Here is a 23,221-nt window from a genome sequence, read left to right as displayed (position 1 = left end):
GGTAATTGATTTAGAAGTTAATTCTTGCGCCTGCCAATACAGTAGAAACAATTGGGTAGGCATAATCGCCCCCCTCGGGATCTAGATATTTTGGAAATTTACTGGCCGAAAACAGATCGTTGCCAGAAATGTAGATCCTTAAGCCTTTAATGCCTATCTTTTTAGTCCACTCCTCTTTTAAACTATAGCCCAAAGTGATGTTCTTTAGCCTGAAATAGGAACCACTGATCAAATAATGATCAGATAAAGCATAGTTATTGCTTCCGGATGTATTGGACAATCTTGGATAAAAGGCTGCCAAGTTTTGATCTGGTGTATTACTTAAACTCCAGAATTTCCCAACAATATCCTGAGGTACATTACCAAAAGCTTCGGCAAAAGGCCTGATGGCTTCGCTATTTAAACGACTTAGTTTTTTGCCAATACCCTGAAAAACCAAACTAAAATCGAATCCCTTGTAATCGGCCCTAATGTTACCTCCATACTGGTACCTCGGTAAAGCCCCGCCTAATAATACCCTATCGTCAGGGGTTATTCTGCCATCATTGTTAGTATCTACATATCTAAAATCACCAGGTTTTGTATTGGTGTTGGCAACTGGCCCAGCCGCAACTTCTGCTGCATTCTGAAAAATGCCGCTATATTTATAACCGAACCATTCGTTGTACTCGCTTCCTGTTCTGATAATCTGATCGCCAAGAAACTGTGTACCTTTTAAATCACCTATTTTTGATTTGGCATCTGATAAATTTGCACCAATGCTGTAGTTGATTTCTCCGATCTTATCTTTCCAGTTTAACTCCAATTCAAATCCCTTAACATTAAGGGTTCCTGCATTTTGATTTGGTTTATCGTATCCGATGTAAAGGGGAATATCCAAAGGCAATAAAATATCGAATGTTTTCTTTTTATAATAGGATGCCGATAAGCTAAGGCGGTTATTTAAAAAAGCTGCATCCAAACCAAAATCGGTGGTTTGACTGGTTTCCCACGTAATGTTTTCGACAGCATAAACCTGTTGGCCAGCACCGCTTAGCGGCACTACAACCCCATTTTGATAAAATAAGGCATTGGTAAAATCTAAAGTGGCCTGATAAGGATAATAGGCCGGGTTATTATTTCGGTCTAACAAACGTTCGTTACCCGCTTGGCCCCACCCTCCTCTTATTTTTAAAAAGGACAGCCATTTAATATCCTTCATAAAATCCTCTTCACTTATTGCCCATCCACCTGATATTGAAGGATAAACAGCGGTGCGGAATTGAGCAGCAAAACGCGACGACTGATCGGAACGGATATTACCCTGCAGGTAGTATTTATTGTTATAATTATACTGTAAACGGCCGAAAAAAGAATGGAGACCTGATTCATTTGAATTACCACTATTGTCTCTGAGCTCTGTGCTGCCGGTATTTAGATATGGGAAATCAGTTAAAGAAAATCCTGATCTTGATGCACCTAAACTCTCGGTATTTCTATAATTTTCTTCATAACCAACCAACACATCCAGGTTATGATTATTAGCAATGGTTTTCGTATAATTAGCAAGCAACTGCCCGTTTATGGTAAAGTTTTCTGTACGTCCTTCAGTTAAAATGGTCCGGGCCTGGTTAACAACTGTACTTACCGTTCCATCGGGATTATTAAACTTTATTTGTTTTGAAAAATTTTTGCCTTTGTTAAAATCAAAAGTTGGCGCAACCAATGCCGTTAAAGTAAAACCCTTAATTGGTTTATAATTTAAAGCCATCCGTGCTCCCAGCTGATTTGCACGGTTTTGCTGAAAGCCCCCCTTTTTTATTTGAGCAACAGGATTTCTGCCATCTTTACCAAAAGCCAGATCCCCATTATTGTAAACATCATCATAAATTGGTGGCATAACACGCGATTCGTAAATGGGATTATAACCACTTAATTCATTGCCATTTCCATTATTTGTTGTCCTGCTAAAATTAACATCCAGATTGGCATTAAATTTTTCACTTACCTTAAAATCATTATTTATGCGGAACAAGTACCTGTTAAAATTTCTGTTATCGTAAAATGCCCCTGCTTCACTATAATCAAATGATGCCTTCGATTTAATTTTATCAGTACCGGTGGTAAAAACCAGGCCATGGCGCTGACGTGGAGCGGTGCTGTTGCTCAGTATAGCATTTTGCCAGTCGGTATTGGGATATTTATCAGGATCTAAAGCATTATTTGCTAAATAATTATCGATTGTTGCTTGGGGATATGGCCCGCTACTCCCACCGTCATTTGTAACCTGTTCATTGATATACTTCATGTAATCTACAACACCAACATATTTTGGTAAGGCCGTTGCTTTTTGGGCACCATACTCATAGTTGTATTCGAAATTACTTTGACCGGTTAATCCTCTTTTGGTTGTTACCAATATCACACCAGCAGCCCCCCTCGAACCATAAATGGCAGCTGATGCAGCATCTTTTAATACGGTTATGTTTTCTACATCATTTGGATTTACATTATCAATGTTACCTGGCACACCATCCACGATAACCAATGGGCTGTTTGTACCAATGGTAGTAATACCCCTGATTAATATGGTAGAACTACTGCCCGGTGCTCCGCTTGTTCTTGTAGAAGATAAGCCAGGTACGCTGCCCTGTAAAGCTTCAGATATCTGCAGGGTCTGCCGGCCACCCACATCTTTGGCGCTTATACTGGTAATCGATCCTGTTAGATCTTTTTTCTTCTGGGTGCCGTATCCTACCACAACAACTGTGTTTAGCTCTTTACTATCGGCCATTAAACCAATTTGCATGGGTTGCCCGGTAAGTTGAACTACCTGATCCTGATAACCCACATAGCTTAAAAAAATGGCTTTGGTATCAGCAGGCACATCGAAGCTAAAAAGCCCATCAGCATTGGTACTGGTTGCCAGTTTGATGCTTGGAACAGCAATATTAACACCAGATAGCGCCTGCTTAGTTACGGCATCAATTACCTTGCCCGAAGCCTTCTTGTTCTGCGCGATGGCGGCGTACTGCAGCCCTAAAAACATCGCCAGTAGGAGTAATTTTCTTTTCATTATATTTGGTTAAGTTTAAAAAAGGTTGTTATTTACCAACCTGATTGTTTGTTTGATTGAGTAAATTTAGATATGGTTTTATGACCTTAATCATCCCAAGCCTATGCAAACTGCTGGTCAATATTTTAAACAACATAATCAACTATAAAACAATCAGTTACACAAAATGAAAACTCATTCTGAACAGGCTGAAAATTCAATTTTCTTTCAGCAACTAGATATTTGTTGCCAAAAGATTGCTGAACAAGTGGGCGAAAAATACATTTCGGAATGGACAAATGGTGATTATGTTAGGCTCAGCGGGTTGCTATCGAGAAAAACAAAGATTCAACTGAGCGAAAGCACACTCAAAAGAATTTTCGGCAAGGCCAAAACATCACAGCGGTATTACCCGCAAAAGGCTACCCGCGATGCACTCGCACAATTTATCGGCTACAGAGACTGGTACGAATTTGAATTCAGAAACCTCGTTCGTCCCGAGCAGCCAATTGTAGTGGTTAAAACAGCAGAAAGTATTCCAGAGCACGAGCAAGAAAAAACTGGTGCAGGCTGGCTGATGCTTGCCGCATTTTTAGGCATTGCATTTATTTTAACCATTATTGTATTAATACCGGGAAACAAAGATGATGTGATCACTAACATTAAGCTGAAATGCATCAACCCCGAAGGGATTAGTCCGCATTCTGCAATTTTTAAACTGGAAGCACCAAAAAGCATACCCGATTCGATAAACCGTTTTGCTATCGAATTTGGCGATGGGAGAGCCAAGCGGAGCTACTTTACCGATAGCCTACTGAACCATTATTATGAATCGCCTGGTAGGTATTATGCACAGTTATTCTATAAAAAAAAAGTGATTGATACGGCCTATGTTTACCTCCAAACCAAAGGCTGGGATGTTACGGGCTTTAACCAGTTCGATACCACAAGGGTTTATCCGGTTACAGCTGCTGATATGGATAAAAAGCAGGTAATTGCCATTAGCGCACAAGAAGCACTACATGCTGGGGTAGATACATTACATACTTTTTTCATTGCTTTTTCGAACATCAAACCCAGTAGCATCAGTGGTGATAATTTTGAGCTTTCGGCACAGCTCAATACTTCGGCCAGGAGGGCTGGGGTAAGATGCTCGCAGGTAGATATTAATGTTTACGGCGAAAAAGACAGGCATTTTTTCAGTATCATAAAGCCCGAATGCACCGTTTGGACCAAATATCAATTTTCAGAAAATGGAAAGGATGGCAATAATTATGACCTGAGATCTTTTGGCCACGATCTGAGCCATGGCGGCAGGTTAAAATTCCTTGTAAAAAACAAGATGGTAAGCCTCTTTATAGATAATAAACAGGTATACAAAACCAATTACCATAAACCAATAGGAAAGATTATGGGGGTAAATATTATGTTTTCGGGTATAGGCAGCTTTCAAAAATTTCGCTTAACGGATTTAAGTACCGGCGAAAGCTTCTAAAAAAAACAGCCGTGATCCCAAAAAAGGAACAACGGCTGTTTTTGACCTATTAAAATTATTCAATTACTTCTTTACCGGAGCCAATATACCCGGATAAAGTACACCATCCGTTTTAAGGCTCAGGTTTAAAAGTTTCGCAATAAGGGGGGCAATATCTTCCTGACCGATTAATGGCAAAGCAGTACCGGCCTTAATTCCTTTACCAAAAGCCACAAAACCTGTTTGTATTTCTTTAAAATCGGTAGGCAGATAGCCATGCGTACCACCACTTGCTGGCGCCAGCATTTCGCCTGTAGCCGATGCGCCAAAGCTAAAACCCTGGTTTGCAGCCAAAGCCAATGCCGCATTCGGATCGCCCTGCGCTTTGGTTAAGGCTTCTTTATCCAATACATGGAACATGCGCTGTATGCCCTCAGGAAGCTGTGCCAGTGCCTGCGTTATTTTGGCTACACTTGTTTTATCTTTTGGATCGCGAAGGTGTAAAAATGCAGATCCTCCACTTTGCTGAAAATAAGCTTTCCAGCCTTCTTTGTTCGCATCATCATATAAGCCGAGTTTGTTCAGCATTACATTTGGTTTAAACTGCGTGTGGATATCAACAAAACCGTGGTCGCCGGTAATAATAAAAGTTGTGTTCTTACTAATCCCAGCTACTTCTGCGGCATCCATAATGGTTTTAATGGCCACATCAGCACCTACTATGGCCGATCGTACTTTATCTCCATCACGGCCCTGTTCGTGCTCAAAATGATCCAGAAGCGCAATATGTAAAGCTAAAAAGCCAGGTTTATAACGCTTCAGGATGTAAGCTGCCATTCTCGATTTGTTCTGGTCGCTGGTAAAAAAATCAATCGAAGCACCGTACTCGCCAAATTTACCAATGGCATAATCCTGCACTTCCTGAAAAAGTTCTTTCGGATTAGACTCTTGCAGCATGGCCTTAATTTCATCCTTTTTTTCGCCTTTACCCTGTGGAAGGATAACGTATTCTGGCAGGTTATAGTTGATAGGCGCACCAACGGTTACCGGCCAGCTTACACCTGCAGTAGTTATGCCTGCATCTTTCGCAGCTGTCCATATGGTAGGCACTTTAATATCTTTATAATACCAGAACCATTTGCCCGAAATACCCAAAGGCTCTACCGGGGTATTGTAGTAAATACCATGTTTTGCCGGCAATACTCCACTTACGATAGTAGTGTGAGAAGGATAGGTTACCGTAGGAAAACTTCCCCTAACACCTTCTGCGTAAGCACCATTTTGCATGGCCTGGCGCACATTAACCATTCCCCATTGCGGATCTAAATAAAATTCGGGCCTTAAGCCATCTATACTGATCAGTACTACATGATTTTCCTGTGCTGATACATACCCCACCGAAAGCCATAACATGGCAATTAGTGCACCTATTTTTTTCATCTTCAATATTTAGTTTTGCGGCAAAGGTATTTGGCCAACGTACCTTTAAAGTTTGATAAATATTAAGAAAAGGTTAAGTTTAACTTTCACTGATGGCAGAAAACAGACTGTATGATGAGATTTTAGCTAGCTTTTATCAGCCTTTGCACATCGGTTACACGTTTAACTAGTAACCTAAACGGCTAAAAATAACCAGTCGCGTTTAACCCCTTAACTTGTCGTTTTTGCACGTGGGCAAGTAAGCTGCATTCCTATACCTTTGAATAAACTAAATCAAAAACAAATATGGCAACTCAAATTTTTGTTAACCTGGCTGTTAGCGACCTAGACAAATCAGTAGCATTTTTCACTAAGCTTGGTTATACTTTTAATCCACAATTTACCGACGAAAAGGCAACCTGTATGATCATCAGCGATACGATCTACATTATGCTGCTCACCAAAACCTTTTTCCAAACCTTTACCACAAAAGAAATTGTAGATACCAGTAAAGCAATAGAAACTTCAATCGCCTTATCGGCCGATAGTAAGGAAGCTGTTAACGAAATGGTAGATAAAGCTGTGGCTGCAGGTGCTACAGTACCGAACCCAGCTACAGATTATGGATTTATGTATCAGCACAGTTTTGATGACTTGGATGGCCACCATTGGGAATATGTATGGATGGACCCGAACGGCATGCCTGAGCATCAGAAATAGTGGACATTGTGCTGGTACATATATTAACGCTCGGTTTGTCATGCTGAGCGCAGCGAAGTATCTTAAATCCACCAATTGCTTAAAATAGCCACGGAAACACAGAAGACACGGAGCATAGACGCCGGTTTAACCACAGATACACACAGATGGCTAATGTGCTTTCATCGTATTTTGTCATGCTGAGCGCAGCGAAGCATCTCAGATCGACAAATCGCTTAAAACAGAAACGCAAATACAGAAGACAGGGAGTGCAGGAGCTGCTTTAGCCACAGATGTACACAAATTAACACGGAGAACTATTGCGCTCAGTGTCAACATGTCCCGAGAGCTATCTGACGTAGTCGATGGTATCCTAGTGTTAAAATCTGCGTAGATCTGCGCTTTTTATCCTTTTCAATCTGCGGGAAAATTAGCAGCCCTTTTTCCCGCAGATGCCGCAGAAAAGGAACGCAGATTTACGCAGATGCAAACGCTTTATCGGTACGGGTACCCTGTCATGCTGAGCGCAGCGAAGCATCTTAATTGGCAAATCGCTCAAAAACAGCCACGGAAACACAAAAAACACGGAACTCAGGCGCCAGTTTAACCACAGATACACACAGATTAACACAGATTGCTAATGTGCCTTCATCGTATTTTGTCATGCAGAGCGCAGTAAATTATCTTAAATCGATCGATCGCTCAAAAACAATTACAGAAATACAGAAAATATGGAGAGTGGGGAGTCGATTTGTCGTTTATGGCACATTATACTGAACAGATCCCCTAAAAAGCTCCGCCCACCTACCTCAGAGCACTGTAGACCCACCTAAATGCTTCGACAGCGAACCTAAAAGCACCGCCCACCTAGCTCGGAGCACCGTCGACCCACCTAAATGCTTCGACAGCGAACCTAAAAGCTCCGCCCACCTAGCTCGGAGCATCGTCGACCCACCTAAATGCTTCGATAGCGAACCTAAAAGCTCCGCCCACCGACCTCTGAGCTCCGTCGACCTATCTAAATGCTTCGACGCCGAACCTAAAAGCTCCGTCAACCTAGCTCGGAGCATCGTCGACCCACCTAAATGCTTCGATAGCGAACCTAAAAGCTCCGCCCACCTAGCTCGGAGCATCGTCGACCCACCTAAATGCTTCGACGCCGAACCTAAAAGCTCCGCGCACCTAGCTCTGAGCACCGTCGACCTACCTAAATGCTTCGACAGCGAACCTAAAAGCTCCGCCCACCTAGCTCCAATCACCGTCGACCCACCTAAATGCTTCGACGCCGAACTTTAAAAGCTCAGCAATTCCTTCAAAGCACTTGGGGCGCCTAATTGGCGCCCCGAGATAAAATTAAAGGCTACTGAGCCATTTTTTAAACAGATGGTTTACTGACTAATATCAATCTTCTTCCCTCTGCTTGGGAAACGCTGTTTTAAATCATCATGCATGGCCTGCGTACCCGGAATATTAGAACGGCTTGCCCCTTTTATGGAATGATAAATAACCAGCGCTGCCTCATAAGCTTCGCTGCCTGCTACCATGCCGGTATCTTCCATGGCGCGCAAAAGGGTACTTAACTGTTGATAAATGGCATAAATATCGGAAGCCAGTTTATTGTCTTTTTTTGCCTCGTTCAAATCGATGTATACAGGCACTAAAGCTGGGTTTTGTGCCACATACTCGAGTGTTTTGTTTACAAAAGCTATGGTTTTATCGCCCATCTTCAGGGTCGATACTCTTTCTTCGGCAGTTAAACTGATGGTTAAAACTGGTGCTAAAGCTGTTTTTAATTGTTCAAATGCGGCTGCAATAGCTGCTGCTTGTTCTGTGGTGATTTCGGTCGAAATCCTGTTGCTTAAACTCATCGGTAGATTAGTTTTTTTAGTTAAACCCTTTATTAATTGTTAATCTTTTTAAAGCCACCAGCAAAATAAATTGCCGTATACAGCCATTTATCAGCCTATAGGCTTTAATTGTTTTTAAAAAAAATGTGGGATGTGTGTAGATCATTCAGCCATTGGAAGGCTCGCGGATAATGATCTGTGTATAGAGATGATTATGGGATTAAATATAACTAAATGGAGAGAAAAGAGAAATGTTTTTTTGGAAAAATTTGCAGTGGAGATATCTAATGCACAAGTGTTAATAATAAGGAGTGATTAAAATTCATTCCTTTCGTAAGCGGGATCAAGAAATTTATTTTGATAAACTTAAGTAGTTGATGTTGTTGCCGGCATCGATTTAGCCAATATTATTGTTAAAAACACAAAGCTGAAAAACAATTGAATAAGTGAAATTCGCACACCCATATCATCACAAGCAGAAACTGGAGCATAGCTTGCCGTGATTGAATTCGAAAAGCTATACCATAGCGCTTCACTAAATGAATTAGTCATATCAGACCATTGAAAGTTATCATAATATCTATACTTATATAAACACGCAAAAGAAACATTCGAGAATCCAACCGCAAGCATTAAATTCATAAACCGTCGTCTAACACGTGTGATCTCAAATTTATCTGGATCCATTGATACTTTGTCCCACACATGAAAATAAAAATAGGTATAGGCGTTTGTCACAATCAAATACCACAAGGTGATGGACATAATAGAAAAATTCCATTTGAAGAATACAATTAAGAATACATAAATCCATTTAAGAGTTATGAAAACATCAACAGCGATTCGTTCAGCCTTCTTTTTTTCGTCATCGGAAGGAGATGCATTTTTTATAAAGAAGTGCGAACTAAGTTTGAAATATTCTACTAAGTTAAGCCACTTTAAGTTATTAACGATATAATTTATAATGGCGTAAAGAAATCCGTATTGCATTGTTATTTTAAATTTATTATCTAATATCCCATTCCGCATCCCGATTTTTTTCAGCTGAGATCTGGATTTTAAGACTTTTAATTTTCTCATTGGCCCATTTAGCAACTGAAGCAATTGGGTGATCGTCTATTAATTTCATCAGTTTTAATTGAGCTTCATAATATGGCACAACAGATCCTGTCCATGAAAAACTACCCAGATTAGTATCTAGATTATTTAACACATCCATGTTTTCACCAAACTGATTCAATAACTTCGCAGCTGCAGGGTGCCAAACTATATTTTCATCCCTAATTTTAGTTCCGAAAATCGGCACCAATTCCGCAAGCCTTGATGGCGCAAGTGGTTGATTCAAATTTGCCCATTCAAAAATCTTTTCAATATTACCATCAAAAAGTACACCTATAGATCTTCTAACTCCACCAATTGATGAGCCAAGAATATGCTTAAGCCCAAAGAATTTAATATAATTTTCACCTGTGGATATCAAATTAGTGGACAAATCTGGCCAAATTATATCAAAATATTTTTTCAACATTACCACATACACTTCTTGAACATAATGATCCAAATGGTAAGAATTTTTCCAATCTATAGATTCAATAATATTTCTGTTAACGGACCTAGCAAACTCATTATCTTCATTAATTGTTAATATATGTTTAATGGTTTCCCACCATTGATACTCATCGATTTCATGATCAGTATGGATCGTGCCAATGGTCAATATGCAATTTCGTAATAAGGGTAATACCTTATCACGGGAAGCTTCTTCTTGAAAAGATATATTAAAAAGTGTTTTAAATGCTATTATATTTCCTGCCCGACCATATTTTTCAATACGCTTAACGAAAGTTTTTACTTTTTCCAAATCATTCGTGAAACGTCCATTGTAAGCGAAATTTTCAAATTCCTCTATACTAGCTTGATTAGTATTTACAAGTTCAAATAAATCATTCGTTTTTTCAAAACTAGCATGCCTAAGTGACCTTAGGTAAAATAATATATATTCTTGACCATTCTTATTGATAAAGAATTGTTCAATCTCATCAGCATAATCTTCACCAGCTTCCGATGCTATCCCCCCTAGCAGAGATAGATTAACTTCGTTTCGAGACTTATTTAATAACACTTCAGAAGTTGATTCAATAAATCTTGTGAGCAAATTATTTTTTATCAGTTGCTTAGCTAAGCTTCGTCCAAATATATTCACACCGTATTGGCTATGCTCAAAAAAAGCTGGAATTGATGCATACCAATCAAGATCACTCTCTATAAATAGTTGAGCCAACCCTTCGATTTCTTTATTAACTCTTTCTTGTGAATGATCTTCCGAATAGTCAAATTGATAATTTTTGATCATTCTCTTATATTTAGAATAGAAATCGTCTTTTTTATACTTTGTTATAAGATCTTTGATATAATTTTCAACATTGTCTGTTAAATGATTAGCATCATATTTTAGTATTAGTTTAAGTTGTTGCAATATATTATCAGTTTTATCACCAGAAACTTTCAATAAGGGCTCAATATTGTTGCTCAAAAGATCAGGAAAATCGGCACGTACCAGATTTCGAAGTTTTGGAATCAGCGCTTCATAAGCGAGTTCTCTTTTATCATCATTATTTATTATAATCGATAAAAGATTATTCAAAACATATTGCCAATAGTCGTAGACCTCTTTTTTATATGGGCGATAATCCTCAAGACTACGACTACCTTGCACTTCAGCTCCTCCCATTCTTACAAATGAACCATAATTAAGAGCGTTACCCATCGCCTTAATAGATAAATCTTGATATGATGAGCTCTTTTGGGTCAGCCCCCAATCTATAATATTTATTTTATCTACAGGTTTTGCTTCGGTACCCGCAAGCATAATATTAAATAAATGAAGAAATTGTCCTGTCGCATTATTTGCCCAAGTCTCATTTTCCGCAATTGCAAACCGAAATAGCAATTTTGCACCCTGTTGAAAGGTAGAATAATTAAAGCAAAGTTTTTCTAAGACTGTTACTAGGTTTCGTCTTCCCTTTACCATTAATTTTATATCATCATCCGAAAGAGAGGAAAAAATCCTATCTAATGTATCGGCAATAGTTTCTGGATTCACTTCAACGAATGCGCGAAAGAGGCGTGAACCCAGCTCTGTATTTAAAACTTCCGCGCTACCGAAAGGGCTTCCGTGCCCAGTAATTTTTTCAATAATAGTCCTTGCATTATTATCATACCCCAAATGACGCATTTGTTCTGCAATTGCTTCTGAAAGGTTTTTTTGATGTGGCTGACCCAATGCAGCAATGGCGTTCAAGAGATTTATGACTGTTTGTGAAGATACTGTATCCAACCACTCTCTCGTAAGATAAATTGATAATGGAAATGGCCGCATTCCTATGGTTCGACCTTTCTTCTCAAAAATCTGTCGATCAATGTAATGATTTATTATTTGACGAAATAATTTTTTACTGACCGCTTCAGAATTATCGGTAACAGTTAAATCTCTATTGGTTGCAATAAAATCAAATTGTGGCTCCAACTCTTCTTCATGTCCAAAGTTCATGAACAACGCACTTGATTGCAACAATGTTCTTACTTCTTTATCTTCAGCAAATTTTCCGAGTAATTTATCCAGTAAATCCTTATCTTCCAATCTTCCGACAAATTTCTCACCATTTCGAATGCTTTCCCCTAATAATACTGCCATAAGCGGAATACCTTGTGAGAATTCATGAATTTTCTTAATTTGATCTTCCTTCATTTCAGGAAAATCAGTTTTTACAATGTGTTCAACAACATCTGATAAATCTTTCTTATCTAAAGACAAGTAAATCACACCATCAATTTTACTAGACAACTCTTCAGGATTATTATCTATTGCAATTAAAGAAACCTTACTATCCGCGCTTTGAATATTTGGCTTTAAACGCCGACAAAAATCTGGTGGACAATTATCTAGAATCAATATGTATTCATTTTTTTCTTCGATCACTCTTTCAATAATTTCTTTGATGGAAAAATCCGTACCATCATTACAGTCATAAAAAAGTACTCTACCTGATCTTTTTTTAGATAATAAATCATCCATAGGTCGAAAAAGCTCAAATAGTATTCTGGTTTTTCCTAAACCAGATAAGCCGACTAATCTCATAATTGAGCCTGGCTGATCTGCAGATTTATAAATATTTTCTGCTAACTCAGCAATTTTTGCATTAGAAATATAAGTGTTGTTAGAGATAATTGATTCCCAGTTACTCCAAGCTTTTAGAGGAGAAAATCGATTTCTGTAAAATTGCAGGCAAAACTCCGAACATAATTTTAGCTTTTTTGTCAGAGAATCTATTAGATTTTCCTCTGCATCCAATAAAGATTTACGTGAATTTGCAATATAAGTAACTGGATATTTTAAATGATGAATATCAAATGGTAACCCTTCCGGTGTACCATACTGGTTATTCATGATATGGATAACACGTTGATTACCCAATTCACTCATTGCCGTTGAAAATTCAATCAGAACATTCTGGTTAACTGATGGTCTATAGTTTTTAGGTTTAAATAACTGACTAAAAAAACCTATCTGATTAACCACTGAAATATCAGCTATAAATATATCAACAGAGGGAATGATTTCTTTGATGATTTTATCAGCTACAGATGGAGTACCGGGTTCCTCCATTGTACTGTCAATAAGATGATATGAAATATCAGCTGTTTCAGGAATTGTATTAAGCCTTTGAAGGGCTTTTTCAAGACAGGCTTTTATGAAAAACCTATTATAACTCTGATCTGTTTGGCTTTGCCAAGAGTAAAACACTTTCAATTTCATTGAGCGTCGAATGTAATTTTGATCTGTCTAAATTAGGCTTTATATCTAAAATTTAAAACTCCTACAAGATGAAATTGATATTAAATTCTCCCCTTTCTATATCATTCCGTAAAGAAACTAATTTGTCATGCTGAGCGCAGCGAAGTATCTTAAATTGGCAAATTGCTTAAAATAGCCACGGAAACACAGAAGACACGGAGCACAGGCGCCCGAGGTCACCCTGAGCGTAGTCGAAGGGCTGTATAACTGCTTAAAATAAAAAAAGATTCTTCGCTATGCTCAGAATGACAGCAGGATAGTTGCTCCCTCTGCTGGGCTCCCCGATATAAAATCGGGATAAACTTCTCGCCCGGCCGTATACGAAAAAAGCCAACTCGAAAGTTGGCTTTTTGGCTCCCTCTGCTGGGCTCGAACCAGCGACCCTCTAATTAATCCCAATTCATTGGGACTCTAACCAGCTGAGCTAATTCATCTATATTATTTGTTTCTGAAATTATTTTTCTACTTTTTGTTCTTTTAATAGTTTTTTCAATTTTCATAGCAAAACTTCTCGTTTCGGATATAACTATTGCTTTAACCAATACCCATGGGCGGTATTTTGAAGTATAAGTTACTCTATCAGTAGAATTATGTTCTTGTAGGCGTCTGTTGGGATCATTACTATATCCAATATAATATTTATCCGAAGAGGCTGAGTATAGAATATAAAGATAGTACATCACTAAATGTACAAAAAAAGCCTTACAATTTCATTGTAAGGCTTTCGAAGCTCCCTCTGCTGGGCTCGAACCAGCGACCCTCTGATTAACAGTCAGATGCTCTAACCAGCTGAGCTAAGAAGGAATATTTATTTATTCTGGTTGTTTCATTATTACTGATCAAAATCCTTTGACCGTTTCTTCCCTCTGATTAATCCCGATGAATCGGGACTCTAACCAGCTGAGCTAAGAAGGATTGCTGGTTGTTTCCTTCAACGAATGGTGCATACTTTGCAGTATCTTATACCCTTGTTCGTTTTGGGAGTGCAATATTAGTGCTTTTTAACTATTTATGCAAGAAATATTCCAAATATTATCAAACAAAATGGCCTTTCTTTTTATCAGAAAGGCCATTTTATTATTTTCAAACTGATTACCAAACAGTTAAGAAAAGCTATTTAACAATCCACGGGGCCTGATTAATATCATCTGTACCGCTATATTGGCGGGTTAAAGCCTGTTTAAGGTTTTCGCCATTGGTGGTACGTTCAATATCAGGGTATTGAAAACGCTTCGGTATCCTTTGGCTATTGCCCGTACCCGGTCCGGTTAAGAATTCGGGAACCCCTGTACGGCGGTTTTGATAATAGGCTTCAAAACCCGAGTTACGGAAATAGGCCAGGTATTTTTGGGTCAGGATCTGCTTTAAACCATCAGCGGTATTGCCTGCATATTTCACAGCAGTTTGTGCATAGTAATCGTTCTCGAAAGAAAAATTAACGGTGTAGGTTTCAAATTCGCCCAGTTTACCATCCTTTTTCAAAAAGGTAACCGTATTGCTGCCATCGTGTATACCATAAAAACCAATAGACGCCTGTATGCCTTTTTTATACCAGCTTTCCGCATCGCCGCTAGCCCAGCCACGGTTAATACCTTCGGCCTTAATAAAGCAAAGCTCAGGGTAGCCAATAATAAAAGTATTTTCGGCAGTGTACCCACTATAATAGCGGAAACGGCCAATAAGCGAATACAATCCTTTCTGCACCTTATCCAACATCACCCCTTGATCTTCGCCAGAGCTTGCGCCCACGAAGTTGCGGTAATCGGTAAGGGCATAACCATTGGCTTCGGCAATTCCCCTTGCAGGTTCGGCCACCATGTAAGCCCTTGGGTCTTTAAGTGCCGAAAGCGTGTTTAAATATGTACCGGCCATGTTGTAACGCAAAGCATCGTTACCAAAGTTATCCTTATTGTTCGGGTACTTGTTAAAGCTTTCGTTGTATACAAACTGCAGGTTATCCGTCATGCTGTCCATTACCGGGTATTTGGTAGGGTTAGCCAGTAGGGCTGCAAATTGCTGTTTCACCTGTAGGTCGGCATCATCTACCTTATTGCTCAACTGGATCAAAACCCTAAGCTTAAAGGTATTCACTACTTTTTGCCAGGCCAGTAGGTCGTTTTTAAGGTAAATATCGCCCTTCAACTCTTTGTTGCCCGCAGAAATAAGCGTAGCCAGATTATTGTTGGCCTCATCTAACCAGCTTAACGATTGCTTAAAGATATCTTTTTGCGTATCGTATTTGGGGGTAAGGTTGGCAAAGCCCTTTAAAGCTTCTGTCATGGGCAAATCGCCCACCTTTAAGCTCATCTTTACAAAAAAGTAAGCCTTAAAAAACTTGGCCAGGGCCAGGTAAGGCTTGGTTACTTCGCCACCCAGGCGGTTGGCTTCTTCTTCCATTTTAACCACATTTTTTAGCGTGGTATAATCTAAAGAAGCACCGGTCCAATCGTAGTTATTGGTGGCGTAATAAAAATAGTTGGCTGCAGTGTACTGGTTCCAGCGTTCGGTGCCCGAGAAAGGCGCCTCGTACATATCGTACAAAATACCGTTCAGCAATAAATTGGGCGGAACGTGCTCGGCCTGGTTTGGGTTTTGGAAGTTCTGTTCAAATTCTTTCTTACATCCTGTGGCTACAACCATAGCGATGCAGATAAATAGGATTTTATATATTGATTTCATGATCTTAGATTTTGATGTACTAGAAAGTAACGTTCAGGTTAAAGCCTACACTTCTGGTAGTTGGGGTTTGTAAGGTCGAAGTACCCTCCCTGCCCGAATACTGGTCTACATCCACATCGTTATAGGTAGAATTGATAAAATAAAGCAGGTTACGGCCCACTACCGATACATTTGCCGAGCGGATAAAAGTATTGGCCAATAGCTTTTTAGGTAACTGATAGCCAAAGGTTACTTCGCGCAGTTTAGCATAGGTACGGCTCATCATGGTGTTTTCTTTTGCACCATAAAAAACACCCAGGTAATCTTGCAGCAGTTGCGGGGTAGTGTTTGGGGCAAAAGTAAGGTCCCCATAATTGGTAATTACACCTGTAACCGGATCGAAATTGATCTTTGCCCCATTGGCTACCACCATACCATCGCCTACCCAGGTACCTTTATAATTTGGATCGTTTACGTGCACATAATCCTGGTAACGGGCCTCACCCATTTTACCCTGGATGGTTTCAATCTGCCTACCGCCCTGAAACGATTTCAAACGTACATAATCTTGCATTACACCGCCCACTTTACCATCTAACTGGAAGCTGAAAGAGAAATTCTGATACCTGAATTTGTTGCTGATGCTCCACACCCAGTTCGGATCGGCATGCCCCAGCAATTGGTTAACCGGCAACGAAATTGGCGTACCACTCGAGGTATGGATCACCTGGCCACTTGGTGTTTTGGCCAGTACAGTACCATAAATATTATCAATACGGTCTCCAGCCTTAAAGAACTGGTCAACCGAAGTTTCTCCCGGGGCAAGTTCTTTGTAAATCTGCTTATAGGTAGACCAGTTCACCATTACATCCCAGCCAAATTTATCGGTGAGCACCGGCGAACCCGATAAGCTTAGCTCCACACCACTGTTCTGTGTTTTACGTCCGTTTATGGTATTGGTTTGATAACCTGTAGCTGGCGAAATGTTCTGTCTGATAATTTTAGGTCCATCAATATAGCGGAAATAAGTAGCTTCGAAACCCAATCGGTTTTTCAGGAATTTAAGGTCGATACCGCCTTCATAATTGGTCCGGCTTTGTGCCTTAACTGCATTTAAATCGATAAGGTTATTGGTATAATAGGCACCCGTTTGGTTGTTGTAGGTTGGCCTAACGCTGTAGGGCGATGAAAGTCCATAACCCGGACCACCATACGAAGATGAATATTCGGCACCATAACCTATCGGATAAGTTTGCAATGGCGTTGCACCAATATATTCTTGTGTGCCCAAGCCTGGATCTTTAACATTGGCGTACGAGGCCCTTAGCTTTGCAAAGGAAATGAAAGCTGGCATTTTTACGTAATCGGATACCACTGAACTTAATGAAACCGATGGATAAAACGCTGAATTATTACTTGGCGGAAGTGCTGAGTTTTGATCGACACGGCCCGTGGTATTGATGTTCAGGTATTTTTTAATGCTGATATCGAATGAGTAAAAGGCACTTAATACCAACATTTTGGAATTGAAGTTGAAGGCCTTAACCGGATTTTTGGAATTGGAGAAGTTGTACACATTCGGTACGTTCAGGTAATCGGTTGTGGTAAAGCTAGAGTTGTAGCTAAAGTTACGCGCATTACCACCGCCAAAGGCACTGATTTCGAACAGGTCGCCAACGTTTTTATTGAATTTTAAAATCAATTGGGTATTGTTTTCGAACATACTTCTGCGGTCTTCGCGATAATCGCCCAGGCCTTCTTCACGTCCGTAAGGATGTGCAGAGAAAGGCATTTTCTCCGTTCTTAACTGATCGTAGGTAGAGATCTGCGTTTTCAGCATTACATCCAAACCCTTGGTAAGGTTATAGTTTAAGGATGCATAACCGTTAATATCGTTCTTTTTGTGCCCGCGCAACCATTCGTACGACATAAAATAAGGGTTGTGGTAGCGCTGGTACTCGGCGTAAATAGATTGGATACCTTCTTTACCTGCCTGCCAGTAATTTTTCATGTCGCCAATATCCCAATCGGCACCGCCCCAAAGGGTCATGTTGTAAATTACGCTGTTCGGGCCATAATTTACATCAGGGATATTATCAGAAAACTGACGGCTATAATTGATATAAGCTTCGGCCTTTAACTTAGGACTGATATTATAGGCACCACTCACATTAAAATTATTAATATTGAGCTGTGTATTGGGGATAATCCCTTTTTGATAATTGTTGGAAATAGATACCCTAAGGTTATACTTATCGGTAGCCGATGATAGGGCAATATTGTTGGCAGAAAGCAAACCTGTTTGGATAAAACGCTTTAAGTTGTCTTTTCCGCGGGCTACCCAAGGCGTACCCTGGCGCACACCGTTTACAATTGGGCTATCATACTGCGGAATCAGCTGACCTTCGAACTTCGGCCCCCAGATATCGTAATCGCCATCGTTTAAGCCACCGCCTTTTCCATCGCCAAAAGCATAGGCACTGTGTTCGCCCGGTCCGTACTCATCCTGGCTTTTAGGCAGGGCTATAAAACCTTTGTTAAACTGTGTGCTCGAATTCAGCTCTACAACAAAGCCCTTTTCGCTCAGCTTCCCTTTTTTGGTGGTAATTAACAAGGCTCCATTATAAGCCTGATAGCCGTACAATGCCGCAGCAGCAGGGCCTTTAAGCACCGTGTAGGTATCAATATCATCAGGATTGATATTCCAGGTATCCGAATTGATCGGCACACCATCTACCACTACCAGGTTTACGTCGTTACCGCGTAGGTAAAGCGATGAGCGGCCCAAAAGCTCGGATGATACACCTACAGTTAGGCCGGCCACCTTGCCCACCAAACCGTTAACCGGATTGGCTTCTCTTGCTTTTACCAGATCGGCACCCTTAACCTCCTGAATGGCATAACCCAGGTTCCGTTTTTCTTTACGGATGCCCAAAGCGGTTACCACTACATCGTTAAGGTTTTTCGAATCGGTTTTTAAGGTTACGGTAAGGTTGGTTCCGCTGAGCTGAATTTCCTGCGGAAGAAAGCCAATAGAGCTGAACACCAAAGTTTCGCCGGTTTTGGCATCAATGTTAAAGCGGCCCGAAAGATCGGTAGAAGTAGCCTTTTTGCTTCCCTTTACCATTACACTTACACCTGGAATAGGCTGCTGTGCATCGTCTTTAACCAGACCTGTTATTTTTGTTTGCGCCCATGTAAAATAAGGCGTGAGGCATAACAGCAGTAAAGCTATCATGCACATCTTCATCTTGTAGAGATGTTTCATTTATCTATAAAATTTTTAAGGTTTATAGATGCAATATTAAGATGTGCATGTTAGCCTAATGCCAACTTTTAGTTAACAAAACACCATGATTTTGTTTAGTATTTGTTAACAGAATATTTTTTTAATGCTTTCTGCCGCATAACCGGCACTGGCCGTCATCCCCTTGCCGCCAATAGCGGTACGGATGTGGATGCGGTCGTCTAAATCGTAGGTTACAATGTGCTTGGTTGGGTGCTGTGGATAAAAACCGGCCCAGGTAGTTTGCAGCTTTCGCACATCGAAATTAACTATCCTTGCGGCTTCATCGAGCATTAATTGGTTAATGTGATGACTCAGATTGAAGCCCAGATCATCGAAATGGTTTACATCGGCATAAACATGCGAATCGCCGATAATGATGCTGTTATCTGCCGCCTGCTTAAACAGGATGTGAATGCCCCATTTTTTAAGTTCATCGTAATGGTCAGGGGTTTTGATGGTTTTAAACGAAGGGCAATAGTGCTCAAAGCTTTCGTAACGCCTGGTGGTAAGTCCGGTTAAAATATTACCCGCCAGAACTACATCGGGCATAGGGGCTGTACGCATCATCTGCAATTTACTCACCACAATACCACTCTCGCTAAAAAGCTCCGGGTAAAGCAGTTTAAATTCGTATCCATTGCAGATAATCGCTTTTTCGGCGGTAAAAACAGTACTGTTATTTCGCAAACCTACTTCTACCCCATCACCTTTACTTTCGCAGGCCATTACCGGACTGTTGTATTGCAGCTGATAATCCGCAAACTTAGCCTGCATATATTGGTGCAGGCGGTAAATCATCAGTTCGGGTTCTACACTTATTTCCTGCGGAAAAAATATAGCTTCCTTTGCATAACTGGCTTTTATGGCCGGGTATTTTTTAAGGATTGCGGCTTGATCCAACAAGGTGGTTTCGTAACCCAAGGTATCGTAATGGGCTTTCAGCTCATGGATCAGTGTTTGTTCATCCTCGTCAGAAGCAATGTAAACACTGCCATTGTTGCGCACAGAAATATCAAATTCCTGCTGAATGGATTTATAGATCTCCAATCCCGCCACGCCATATTCAAACCACTCGGCTTCCATGCCCGAAGGTACCACCTGCCCAAAATTGCGCACGGTAGCCCCTACCGGATAATTGTCTTTTTCTAACTGCAGTACAGATTTACCCGCAAGCAAAGCGTGGTAGGCATGAAAAGTACCTAATATACCGCCCCCAATTACAATAAGATCGAAATGTTTATTCATGTTTGTTTTATTTTTTAAGATGCTTAAAAAGGCATCTGTATTAGTGTTGATTGAAGATCCTTCGACTACGCTCAGGATGACAATTTAATAAATTGGCCGTCATCTCGATCCGATAGTTATCGGATCGAGATGACGGGCTGAGGTGAGTTTTATTTATAATCACATTACGTAAATAATTGATAATCATCATGTTTTTCTTACCATTTACGAAATACGAGAGCATATAAGTTCAAAACCTCATCCCATTTTTTCAGGCCTTAGCCTTGATTATTACTCGAAATGACGGCATCTTCAAAAACCACACGCCCGCTTGCCTTTATCTTTTTATTCGCAGTAAACGTTTTACGCCTAAAATAAATAAGCGAAAGGATGCCACATACACCACCTATTAAAGGCACAGCAATAAGACATTGTTTAAAAAAGTGCATCCAGCTTAACTCTGTTTCGCCAAATTCGTGCAGCATCAGTACCGAAAAACTACCTACATAACCAATCGAATCGGCCACGTACATAATAAAGCCAATATTGCTTTTGTAGTGGAAATTGGCAATCATCCGCTCAAAGAAAATGGCATTGTACGGAATATAAGCCATATAAAGTCCCATTCCCAGTAAAGCCATCCAGCTAACCGCACTAATATAGCCCTTATCAAAAAGAACGGTACTCAATCCAACCAGTAAACAGCCGCCAATAATCATGATATGGATCACCGTAAAAGCTTTAAGGTTATCTTTAATCAGGATCAGCATGGCCATCATCACCAGTACCACTACCGAAATAAGCGTATCTATCTGCGTATAAATATGATTGTTGTGAATACCCAGGCCGTTCCATATTTCGACCTCAAAATTATCGCGCATATCGCGTATGCAGGTAAGCAGTACATAAATAATGATGGTTAACAAAATGCCCGGTAAAAACGTACCCATAAACTGCCTGCGCTGCTTGGCGTCCATGGGTACGCGCTCGGTACGCAAAACCCGGTCTTCTTTTGATGGTGGCGGCACCACTTCTAAACAGAACACAAAAAAGAGCAAGGGAAGCAGAAAAACCAGCCCTGTAAAAAAGGGCATCCAATAATCGCTTACCCCACCAAAAAACATCAGCGTACGGGCCATCGTTTTAACAAAGCCCGAAGCAAATATTAAACTGATAGACATTAACGCCCCCATAAATTCGGTTGTTTTACGTCCTTCGAGATAACTGAACACCAAACCCCATATCATACCCAACGGAAAACCATTTAAAAAGAGGAAAACAATATTATAGGGCGCCGGCACCAATGCAAAACCCAATAGCGCCAGCCACGAAAATACAATTAAGCCAATAATGCTCCTGGCACGGTTGCTTTTGCCCGATTCGGAAATAAAGCGGATGCCATAAAATTTGCTTAGCGTATAACCGACCATCTGCGCAACCACCAGCCAAACCTTATAATCTACATGCAGAAACTCCTGATGCTCAAAAGTAGCAGAAGCAAATGCTTTTCGGAAAGCATACATACTGGTGTAACAGCCAAAAGCTGCCATACCACCAAGCAGGGTAATTAACCAATAAGGCCAATACTGTGCTTTTTTGCGGGCTATACTAAGCAGGTTCATGGTTAACTGGATTGTTATTCAATGCTACCTTAAACAGCACCATATCTATTGGCATCATACTCCATTTCATTTACTCCACAATAGTAAACATTGTTTATTATTAGTAAACAAAATGCAAGTTATCAAATTGTTAATTTTCCAATAAATAAGAAAGAACTTACTTGGTAAATGCCTCTAGCACTGGTTTTCCCCTCCAGCTTTGCGGTTGTTTAAGCCCCATTAGCCAAGCCAGTGTGGCAGCTGTGTCGTAAGTGATAATTACATCCTCAATTTCGTGGTTTTGGCGTATACCCGGCCCGGCAATGATCCAGGGGATCTGCACCTCATCCAACGATTTCCCTCCATGTCCTTTACCCGTACCACCATGATCGGCCGTAACCAGAATAACCGTTTCGTTGGCTATGCCTGCATCTTTAACGGCCTGTACAATTTTTCCGATGCGCTGATCTACCAGTTCGAGCTGTTTGTAATAAGCCGGCGTGCGGTGACCAATGCCATGCCCGGTATTATCCGGTTCGTCCAAATGTAGAAAGGTAAAATAGGGTTTTTCTTTTTTGATAATCGCAGCAGCTGTATCGGTGCAGAAATCGTCTTTTTCCTTGCCATCTACCACAATATTTACGGCCTCTTTTTCGAAAAGATAACCTATGCCGTTCCAGCTATAAACAATTGCGGTTTTGGCTGCTTTTTTCTGATCTCTGATTACGCTGAATATGCCCGGAAACAAACCATAGCTGGTTTTGGTTGCAGAAGGAATTTCGGGCACTTTGCTGTTCCATTCGGTATAGCCATGCTCGGTTGGCCCTGCGCCCATTAATAAGGATGCCCAATTTACTGCACTCGAAGATGGGAGTACGCAGCGCGCCTTGGCAGTCCACGAGCCGTTGTGCATTAACGCTTTCAGGTTTGGCATATTAGCCTCTTGCAGGGCATAGCCTCCAAAACCATCACAGCCGATTAAAATAATGTGCTTTACCTTTTTTGATTGTGCAAATACCGACAGGCATATACACAGTAATAATAGTGTACTTGTTACTCTTTTTTTCATGTTTATCTATTTTGGCACCACAAAACTAGCCGTGGCAAATAAACATGAAGGT

13 protein-coding genes and 1 tRNA gene are annotated in these 23,221 nt (G+C 40.4%); 2 read left to right on the top strand and 12 right to left on the bottom strand.

The features are described from left to right. Positions 1-10: 10 nt before the first annotated feature. On the bottom strand, positions 11-3,055 hold the full coding sequence (locus tag ACS5PU_RS15210; RefSeq protein ID WP_439460009.1) for a SusC/RagA family TonB-linked outer membrane protein: 3,045 nt from the start codon (positions 3,053-3,055) through the stop codon (positions 11-13). A 166-nt stretch (positions 3,056-3,221) separates the two neighbouring features. On the opposite strand from ACS5PU_RS15210, the gene ACS5PU_RS15205 reads away from it, so the two are divergent. Then, complete coding sequence (locus ACS5PU_RS15205) at positions 3,222-4,529, top strand: hypothetical protein (RefSeq protein WP_439460008.1); 1,308 nt, start codon at positions 3,222-3,224, stop codon at positions 4,527-4,529. Between the two features lie 63 nt (positions 4,530-4,592). Here the strand turns inward: ACS5PU_RS15205 and ACS5PU_RS15200 are convergent, their stop codons facing one another. Then, complete coding sequence (locus ACS5PU_RS15200) at positions 4,593-5,948, bottom strand: alkaline phosphatase family protein (protein WP_439460007.1); 1,356 nt, start codon at positions 5,946-5,948, stop codon at positions 4,593-4,595. A gap of 285 nt (positions 5,949-6,233) precedes the next feature. On the opposite strand from ACS5PU_RS15200, the gene ACS5PU_RS15195 reads away from it, so the two are divergent. Next, positions 6,234-6,647: a VOC family protein gene (locus ACS5PU_RS15195; protein ID WP_439460006.1), complete on the top strand. Its 414-nt coding sequence runs from the start codon at positions 6,234-6,236 to the stop codon at positions 6,645-6,647. Between the two features lie 1,367 nt (positions 6,648-8,014). Here the strand turns inward: ACS5PU_RS15195 and ACS5PU_RS15190 are convergent. The 10 genes from ACS5PU_RS15190 to ACS5PU_RS15145 all read right to left on the bottom strand — a co-directional run bounded on the left by ACS5PU_RS15190 (position 8,015) and on the right by ACS5PU_RS15145 (position 23,169). After that, on the bottom strand, positions 8,015-8,494 hold the full coding sequence (locus tag ACS5PU_RS15190; protein ID WP_439460005.1) for a hypothetical protein: 480 nt from the start codon (positions 8,492-8,494) through the stop codon (positions 8,015-8,017). Between the two features lie 345 nt (positions 8,495-8,839). After that, the gene (locus tag ACS5PU_RS15185) at positions 8,840-9,463 is read right to left on the bottom strand and encodes a hypothetical protein (RefSeq protein WP_439460004.1); all 624 of its coding nucleotides are present in this window, start codon (positions 9,461-9,463) and stop codon (positions 8,840-8,842) included. Between the two features lie 16 nt (positions 9,464-9,479). Next, the gene (locus tag ACS5PU_RS15180) at positions 9,480-13,289 is read right to left on the bottom strand and encodes a hypothetical protein (protein ID WP_439460003.1); all 3,810 of its coding nucleotides are present in this window, start codon (positions 13,287-13,289) and stop codon (positions 9,480-9,482) included. A 428-nt stretch (positions 13,290-13,717) separates the two neighbouring features. After that, complete coding sequence (locus tag ACS5PU_RS15175; protein ID WP_439460002.1) at positions 13,718-14,008, bottom strand: GIY-YIG nuclease family protein; 291 nt, start codon at positions 14,006-14,008, stop codon at positions 13,718-13,720. A gap of 50 nt (positions 14,009-14,058) precedes the next feature. Next, positions 14,059-14,132: transfer RNA gene (locus ACS5PU_RS15170), tRNA-Asn, on the bottom strand. Positions 14,133-14,441: 309 nt separating this feature from the next. After that, positions 14,442-16,007 (bottom strand): SusD/RagB family nutrient-binding outer membrane lipoprotein, encoded by a 1,566-nt coding sequence (locus ACS5PU_RS15165; protein ID WP_439460001.1) that lies wholly within the window; start codon positions 16,005-16,007, stop codon positions 14,442-14,444. A gap of 19 nt (positions 16,008-16,026) precedes the next feature. Continuing rightward, positions 16,027-19,254 carry a SusC/RagA family TonB-linked outer membrane protein gene (locus ACS5PU_RS15160; RefSeq protein WP_439460000.1) on the bottom strand — a complete coding sequence of 1,076 codons (3,228 nt, stop codon included), beginning with the start codon at positions 19,252-19,254 and terminating at the stop codon, positions 16,027-16,029. A 105-nt stretch (positions 19,255-19,359) separates the two neighbouring features. After that, positions 19,360-20,520 carry a TIGR03364 family FAD-dependent oxidoreductase gene (locus ACS5PU_RS15155; RefSeq protein WP_439459999.1) on the bottom strand — a complete coding sequence of 387 codons (1,161 nt, stop codon included), beginning with the start codon at positions 20,518-20,520 and terminating at the stop codon, positions 19,360-19,362. 257 nt (positions 20,521-20,777) lie between these two features. Continuing rightward, positions 20,778-22,121 carry a DUF5690 family protein gene (locus tag ACS5PU_RS15150; protein ID WP_439459998.1) on the bottom strand — a complete coding sequence of 448 codons (1,344 nt, stop codon included), beginning with the start codon at positions 22,119-22,121 and terminating at the stop codon, positions 20,778-20,780. 157 nt (positions 22,122-22,278) lie between these two features. Beyond that, entirely contained in the window at positions 22,279-23,169 is an 891-nt protein-coding gene (locus ACS5PU_RS15145) for an alkaline phosphatase (RefSeq protein ID WP_439459997.1), read from the bottom strand. Positions 23,170-23,221 lie beyond the last annotated feature (52 nt).

Source organism: Pedobacter sp. GSP4 (assembly GCF_051857575.1).
GTDB lineage: Bacteria > Bacteroidota > Bacteroidia > Sphingobacteriales > Sphingobacteriaceae > Pedobacter.
Note: the sequence above shows the minus strand (reverse complement) of the source record. Positions and strands in the feature narration are given on the sequence as shown.